6 protein-coding genes are annotated in these 6812 nt (G+C 35.5%); 2 read left to right on the top strand and 4 right to left on the bottom strand.

The features are described 5' to 3' along the window. Positions 1-189 precede the first annotated feature (189 nt). Positions 190-894 carry an IS6-like element IS1006 family transposase gene (locus FTU79_RS15935; protein ID WP_001067784.1) on the top strand — a complete coding sequence of 235 codons (705 nt, stop codon included), beginning with the start codon at positions 190-192 and terminating at the stop codon, positions 892-894. Between the two features lie 84 nt (positions 895-978). Here the strand turns inward: FTU79_RS15935 and FTU79_RS15930 are convergent, their stop codons facing one another. Together FTU79_RS15930 and FTU79_RS15925 are read right to left on the bottom strand one after the other, a co-directional pair. Then, complete coding sequence (locus FTU79_RS15930) at positions 979-1416, bottom strand: hypothetical protein (RefSeq protein ID WP_000030933.1); 438 nt, start codon at positions 1414-1416, stop codon at positions 979-981. A 50-nt stretch (positions 1417-1466) separates the two neighbouring features. Continuing rightward, positions 1467-4385: an AAA family ATPase gene (locus tag FTU79_RS15925; RefSeq protein ID WP_005119228.1), complete on the bottom strand. Its 2919-nt coding sequence runs from the start codon at positions 4383-4385 to the stop codon at positions 1467-1469. Positions 4386-4838: 453 nt separating this feature from the next. Between FTU79_RS15925 and FTU79_RS15920 the strand changes: the two genes are divergently transcribed. Next, on the top strand, positions 4839-5369 hold the full coding sequence (locus FTU79_RS15920; RefSeq protein ID WP_000963725.1) for a conjugal transfer protein TraD: 531 nt from the start codon (positions 4839-4841) through the stop codon (positions 5367-5369). Positions 5370-5601: 232 nt separating this feature from the next. Here the strand turns inward: FTU79_RS15920 and FTU79_RS15915 are convergent, their stop codons facing one another. Together FTU79_RS15915 and FTU79_RS15910 are read right to left on the bottom strand one after the other, a co-directional pair. Then, positions 5602-6012: a hypothetical protein gene (locus FTU79_RS15915; RefSeq protein ID WP_001057867.1), complete on the bottom strand. Its 411-nt coding sequence runs from the start codon at positions 6010-6012 to the stop codon at positions 5602-5604. A 215-nt stretch (positions 6013-6227) separates the two neighbouring features. After that, positions 6228-6650: a hypothetical protein gene (locus FTU79_RS15910; protein ID WP_000656635.1), complete on the bottom strand. Its 423-nt coding sequence runs from the start codon at positions 6648-6650 to the stop codon at positions 6228-6230. Positions 6651-6812: the final 162 nt, after the last annotated feature.

The following is a 6812-nucleotide window of genomic DNA, read 5'->3' as shown; positions in this document are numbered from 1 at the left end:
CAGCAGGGGTGTCATCGGGTCGTCATCCACCGCATCCGAGGCCAGATAGCTGTTTTCGACATCCCGTTCCAGCAGGCCTTGCCGTTCCAGATAGCGACCCACCCGGTGGGCGATGGTGTGCGTCAGCGGCACTGTTGCAAATAACCACGAATGGTAAGCTGAAGACTGTTTTAGCTAAAGGTGCAGCATATGAATCCTTTCCATGGTCGGCATTTTCAGGGCGAAATCATTCTTTGGGCTGTGCGCTGGTATTGTAAATATGGCATTAGCTATCGTGAACTGCAGGAAATGCTGGCCGAACGGGGTGTGAATGTTGATCACACGACTATTTACCGTTGGGTTCAACGTTATGCTCCTGAAATAGAAAAACGTTTACGCTGGTATTGGCGTAATCCTACAGATCTGAGCTCGTGGCATATTGATGAAACCTATGTAAAAGTGAATGGACGATGGTCTTATCTGTATCGTGCAGTCGATCAACGTGGCGATACCATTGATTTTTATCTTTCTTCTAGACGTAATACCAAATCAGCATATTGTTTTCTTGGAAAAATTTTAAATAATGTGAAGAAGTGGCAAATTCCACAAGTGATCAACACGGATAAAGCACCCACATATGGACGTGCTTTATCACGGTTAAAACGGGAAGGTAAATGTCCACCAGACCTTGAGCACAGGCAGATTAAGTATAAAAATAACGTGATTGAATGTGATCATGGCAAGCTAAAGCGGATCATCAGGGCCACATTAGGATTCAAATCTATGAAGACGGCTTATGCCACAATTAAAGGTATTGAAGTCATGCGTGCACTACGTAAAGGACAAGCATCGTCATTTTATTATGGTCAGCCTCAGGGTGAAGTGTGTCTAATCAACAGGGTTTTCGGTCTCTAAGTACTTTTTAAAGGGAACATCATCGACTCAAATCTCTATTTGCAACAGTGCCAAAAAAACCAACTTCAAGTTGGTTTTTCTTTTTTAATCATCAGTGGCGACCTTAACACCATATCCAATTAAACCTGCAAGGCTAGCATAGGCTATTTTGGCATAAATCGAACCCCACCAGACCGTAATTTTACTGGCACCAAATTCCCGAACCGTTTGCCCCATAAAATTAGTGGTTTCATAGAAATTTTTAGCAGAATAACCTAACGCAATATGATCAAGGACAGGGAATAAACTAAAAGCTAAACCTACTGCTGCTGCGGGGAAAGTAAACTCTCTTGATAGACCGAATTTTCCAGTAATAAATACAAGCGATACCACGATAATTAATCTAATGATAGTCCATAGCATCACTGTGAAAGGCAAGTTAAAGATGCCTGCTCCCTGCCACGCAAGACCGCAAACAACTAACACGATAAAGCCTACAACTATCAGGAATAATACAAATTTATCATGATCATCTTTACTCATTAAAAAGTCTTTTATGGTTTGTTATTTTCACTTGCTTATGCCAGGTGAAGTTAGATTCTAGGTGTATTTCTAGGGGTAGTATTAAGATTGCTTTGCAGCTTCATCTTGTGATTAGGAGCATTCAAATTTTCTTCCGGTGCAGTAATCTTTTGCTTCAATAACTGCTCACGGTACTCGCTATAAACTTCAGTTTTATTGCGGGCAGTAAAACGGTGTGCGCTCTGATCTTTAAACTCTGTGAAGTACCGATCTGAATACTTAACAGAAAGTTTTTCAAATGGAATCTCATATTCCATATCATTGATTCGAGCTTTAATCATTGGTTTATCTTTCATCTTGTAGGCATCAAGAACCTTTAATTCTGTTCCCTTCTCAAAGGTTTCTTTCTTAAAGAATCCAGTCTTGATCTGTAACCCTTCCTCAAGTTTGAGAAGCTCACCTTTTGCAATTTTCATACCTCTAATGCTACCGATCTCATCACCTAAAATAGATTTAGATTTAAGATTCGCACGAACCTCGGTAACAATTTCTTCCTTCGTGAATGTACGATTCTCTGAAGTTAAAGCATGTATCTTCGAGTTAATTCCGTATATCTCCCGCTTATCTTCAATATGGTGGCGGTGATCTTGCAGATATGCTTTGATCAATTTTTCTTGCTTGTCTACTAAAGTGAAGTCTGTAGAAAATTCTTTCTTTTCTGATCGTCCTAGAACTTTTTTGAAGTTTTCAAAAGGTGTAACTTCTTTTTCAACAGGATTGTAATTCTGATCATATGAGATTTTCCCATCTGGACGTTTAACGAATTCTTTTTCATTCGTGGTAAACGACATAGCAGAATAATTAATTTCGACATTATGTTTATGTCGGGTCAAAGCAACATAAGTTAAATTAGCATTCATGTTCTCACTCGCCACAATATAGGCATTATCAACAGTCATACCTTGTGATGAGTGAATAGTATTTGCATAACCATATTTAAATTGGTTGTATTCATTTAAATCTACTTTAATGATCTCATTATTTCTATCTGACTGAACCATCATAAATTTAATGTTATTAAGATTATCTTTTTCAAAACCGATTACTTTTGCTGTTTCACCATTGCTAACTTTTAATTTTGAATCATTCTGCTTAAATACAATTTTTTCTCCGACAGTAATTTCAATATCACCGAAAGCAGTTTTAACATGATTACCAGTAGCAGAAAGTTGACCATTTTTAATTAATACATTTCTTGCCATGCGGTTTAATTCATTCACATCATTATTTGAATGAGCAAGCATTAACTTATTTTCGCTAGAATCTTCACTCCAAGATTTAATAGTTTTGGCTAGTGCTAGATCGTGAGATTCATATTCATTAACAGCATTAATGGTCTTATAAATATCTAATGCTTTGTCAACTTCATGCTTAGATAACAACTTAGATGCTTCAATCATTTTCTCTGATTCCTTCGCATATTTTTGTCGTTGTATATTTTCTAATGAAGCAATATTTTTCTTATCAAGGTTATCTTGAATATGAGCAAAAGCAGAACCAGCACTAACAGCACTTAACTGATAACTATCACCAACAAGTTTTATTTGAGCATCATGCTTCTCTACGATCATGAGAAGTTTTTGCATGTCTCTTGAGCCGACCATCCCCGCTTCATCTAAGATCAAGACAGTCTTATTATTGATCTCAAAATTACCACTTTCATATCGGGCAAGGAATGAAGCAATTGTACTGCTTGGAATATTACAATCGTCAGAAATAGCTCTAGCTGTAATTGCCTGCAAAGCAATACCATGAACTTTATAATCTGAAGTTTTGAAGGCTTCAGAAACAGCACTAAGAACATAAGACTTACCAGTACCAGCCGAACCATTTAGCAATGAGATTCGATCAGTAGAAGTCAAAGTATAATAGGCTGCTTCTTGCTCTCTATTGAATGTTCTTTTATCAGCAATTTTTACAGCATTTAAAGTGAATTTTTCAGTTAAATTAAATGGCTTCTGTACTCGACTTTGCTCATTGGCATTGTAGATAAATGCAGTAATAGAATCTTCAATTCCGACCAATTCTTTTGATGAGAATACAACCTTATCTTTCCCAAACAACATTGCCATATCAGGACAAGTCATTACAGCTTCATAGGCTTTAAGATATTGTTCTTGACTGTCAGTATGAGCCATAACAAAACGCTCAAGATCACGGGCAGTAAATACAGACTGATTAGAAGTTAAAGCTCTAATAACTTCCGAAGGACGCTCAATAATAATTTCGCCATTTTGATGACGTATATTTTTTATATTTTCATTAATGAAATATTTATGATTACTAACATAATCAGCCCTGAAGTTTTGACTGGATAATTCAAGCCCCTGAGCCTTATAACTTCTATGATCTATACGAGCATCAAGACCTAAATTTTCGCAAAAATCGTTTACATGGTTAGCCCATGATAAGCGTGTATCTGCCACAAAAACTTTAGATGAAAAATAGCGATCTTTACCTGCCCCGCCCTTTTCAGGATTAGTCGGATTGTAGCGTTTAAAGTGTTGTACTTCGTCACGATCAATACCATCTAATTTTCTTTCACTAAACATCAAATGAATATGAGGATTTTGTTCACCATCACTTGCTAATGGGCTATGAATTGCATAGGAATATGTGAAGTTTTTACCTAAAGTCTTATCTACAAATTCCTGTACTAATTCTTCACGTTGTTCTTTATTCAATTCTCTAGGCAATGAAATTTCCAATTCAGTATAAATACGTCCATTAATGCGTTCGTTCTTATCTGCTGACTTCCAAAAATGAGCAGCATCTTTAGCCCAATTTGGTAAATTTCCTGATTTTATATTTTCTAAATCTTCTCTTTTGTATTTACCTTCACGATTTATATAAGCGTAATGGCTTGCCCCTCGACTTCCCGAAGAACCGTATTGCCTACCTGATTTAACTGATAAGTGATAAATCGCCATAATTCGCCTATTTTGAATCTGCTTTTTTTGTTTCTCGGAGAGAAACGCGGAAGCGTGCATTCCAACTGCTGTTGTCATGATAACTTCAATATATATTCGCTACAAGGTGATAACCCATAGTTCAGAAACCCCAAATCTGAGGGTCTATAAGTGACACGATTAATAAGGATTTTTTTAAGCTATAAACTGTAATTTTTTGTTATTAGATAGACATTAGGATATTTTTTAAACTAAAGGACTGAAAGCCAATTTTAAAATTTTAAAAATCCTATAAAAAATGATCACCTGGCTAAATATTTTTCAATTCAAGTCATACTCAGAATAAATATTTCTTTAATTGTAAAAGTCAGAAATTAATAATTTAATATGATTTTTGTTGTTTAGTGCTGTAATAGATTTCCTCTATTTTTAGTTATGCTATGATTTAAAAATATTGACAATGAGGAAGTGGCAATGGCTATCGAAAATCTAAAATTTACTGAAGATCAAAAAAAGTTTGTAACTGATGAAATCTCTCGTTTGAAGGGATTAGAGAATAGAAACCAAACTGAAGATTTAATTTTGTCACTTGTTAAAAGTATTGAATCAGGCTCACCAACAAAGCAGCAAATTAGTTCATTTGAACGTGTAATGAAAAATGAATTTAAAAAACATAAAGCACGTTTAGAATTAGAAAAAATTAAGGAAGATGAAAAAAAACTTTTAGCTAGTTTGAAAAAAGATGCTCAAGCTGCTCAAGTTAAAGATCGCAAAAAACGTGAACATAAATTAATTTCAATTGGTGCGCTTTTTGAAATAGTAGATTTCCCAACTGAAGATAAAGGAATTATTACTGGTGTTCTTTTAAAGGCTCTTGAATCATATAAATCCAATCCCCAACATTTTGACAGTTTAAAAATTGCTGGTGACAAATTTATTGCTGATCGGGAACAATCAAAAAAATCTAAATCAACTCTAGTTGATAATTCAGGCTCTACAAATTAAAGAATATTCAAACTGGTAAAAATATAATTTAATTTTTTTCAGTCGCAACCCTGCGGGATTGCTTTGTTAATCCCGCTTATAGGTAACATGGAAGTAGTTGCGGGTCTGCGGTCAGCTAGCCAAAATCACAGATTTTGTCTGCTTCGCTTGCCCCATTCAACAGTAATCAGAGAAGGGAGGATTTTTCAGATTTTTCAGTTCGCAAAGTAGACACTTTGCTCTGCTCTATCGTTTAGGATTCAATATCTTTTTTTGAAAATTCAAAATAAATTAAATCTTTTTTACCTAGCTCAACCATTATTGAATTATAAAAATTGACAGGTAAATTTATAAATTCCTGATGCTCCGACCATAGTGCTTGTTCACCTTTGAATAGATATTTATATCTTGGATTGCCAAGTTCTATACGCTCTTTTTCTTTTGCAATTACTTCCGATCTGATTGCATTAAGCATATCTACAATTTGAATTGCTTTAGGGTCAATTTGATATTCCCTAGAGCTTTTCCCATTAATCCAAAGTTGAGCATCACGGCTATTGTACTTAGTTTCTTCCGTGTGGACTACCTTGTAAAATTCAATTATTTGCTCTGGGCTATATAAACCATTTCTGAAGCATTCAATTTTGAATTGAGCATTATTCATTTTTTCAGTTCCTTAATATTCATTATATGATACGCAATGAACCGCATTTTTTTGAAGCATTAGAAATCTAAACATCAAAAAAATGCGGGTGACTATTACCCCTATTTATTTTCAAATAAGAGCCTTAAATATAATTGCCAATCTTTATATATTAATTTTGAATGCTTCATATTTTCCTCTGTAGTGAATTGACCCCCTTCAGGGGGTCAACTGTTTTATGCGTATGATGATGTATAGCAGCGTTTATAAACTTTTGTACCTGTCGGCAATAATTCAAAATCTAATACTGTTGCATTTGCAGACTGATGAATCACGATATAGTTATCCATGATCTTTTTTTTCATTGGCTCTTTGCTGGTAAATTCATTCGGTAAAGGCACAACATAACCTTGCATTGAACCTGTTGCATCATAAGCCTGTTTAAGTTCACGGATGACACAATATGCCCGGCTTTTCTCAATAACTTGATAGAAGTCTACATTTGTTTGCTCATATCCCCATGAGGTATATAAGATCGTCCCGATCTCTAACTGATCACGGAATTTTTTAATTCGGGCTTTTTGTTCTTCCTTGTTCTTGATGGCGTTTTGATGGCTCAAGTTGTCTGATTGAATATTTTGAGAAACAGCTTCTTTCATACGTTCAACTGTTTTAAATCTAGTGTAGATAAAAGGGGGTCGTTTGCGGGAGAGGGCGAAATCCTACGCTAAGGCTTTGGCCAACGATATTCTCCGGTAAGATTGATGTGTTCCCAGGGGATAGGAGAAGTCGCTTGATATCTAGTATGACGTCTGTCGCAC

The sequence above is a fragment of the Acinetobacter sp. YH12144 genome (genome assembly GCF_013418345.1).
GTDB lineage: Bacteria > Pseudomonadota > Gammaproteobacteria > Pseudomonadales > Moraxellaceae > Acinetobacter > Acinetobacter amyesii.
This window is presented reverse-complemented; position numbering and strand designations above follow the sequence as displayed.

Bases quoted from the DNA above. Each gene is read 5' to 3' on its own strand.
- FTU79_RS15920 (WP_000963725.1), top strand. From the start codon at position 4,839: ATGGCTATCGAAAATCTAAAATTTACTGAAGATCAAAAAAAGTTTGTA.
- FTU79_RS15930 (WP_000030933.1), bottom strand. From the start codon at position 1,416: ATGAGTAAAGATGATCATGATAAATTTGTATTATTCCTGATAGTTGTA.
- FTU79_RS15925 (WP_005119228.1), bottom strand. From the start codon at position 4,385: ATGGCGATTTATCACTTATCAGTTAAATCAGGTAGGCAATACGGTTCT.
- FTU79_RS15915 (WP_001057867.1), bottom strand. From the start codon at position 6,012: ATGAATAATGCTCAATTCAAAATTGAATGCTTCAGAAATGGTTTATAT.
- FTU79_RS15935 (WP_001067784.1), top strand. From the start codon at position 190: ATGAATCCTTTCCATGGTCGGCATTTTCAGGGCGAAATCATTCTTTGG.
- FTU79_RS15910 (WP_000656635.1), bottom strand. From the start codon at position 6,650: ATGAAAGAAGCTGTTTCTCAAAATATTCAATCAGACAACTTGAGCCAT.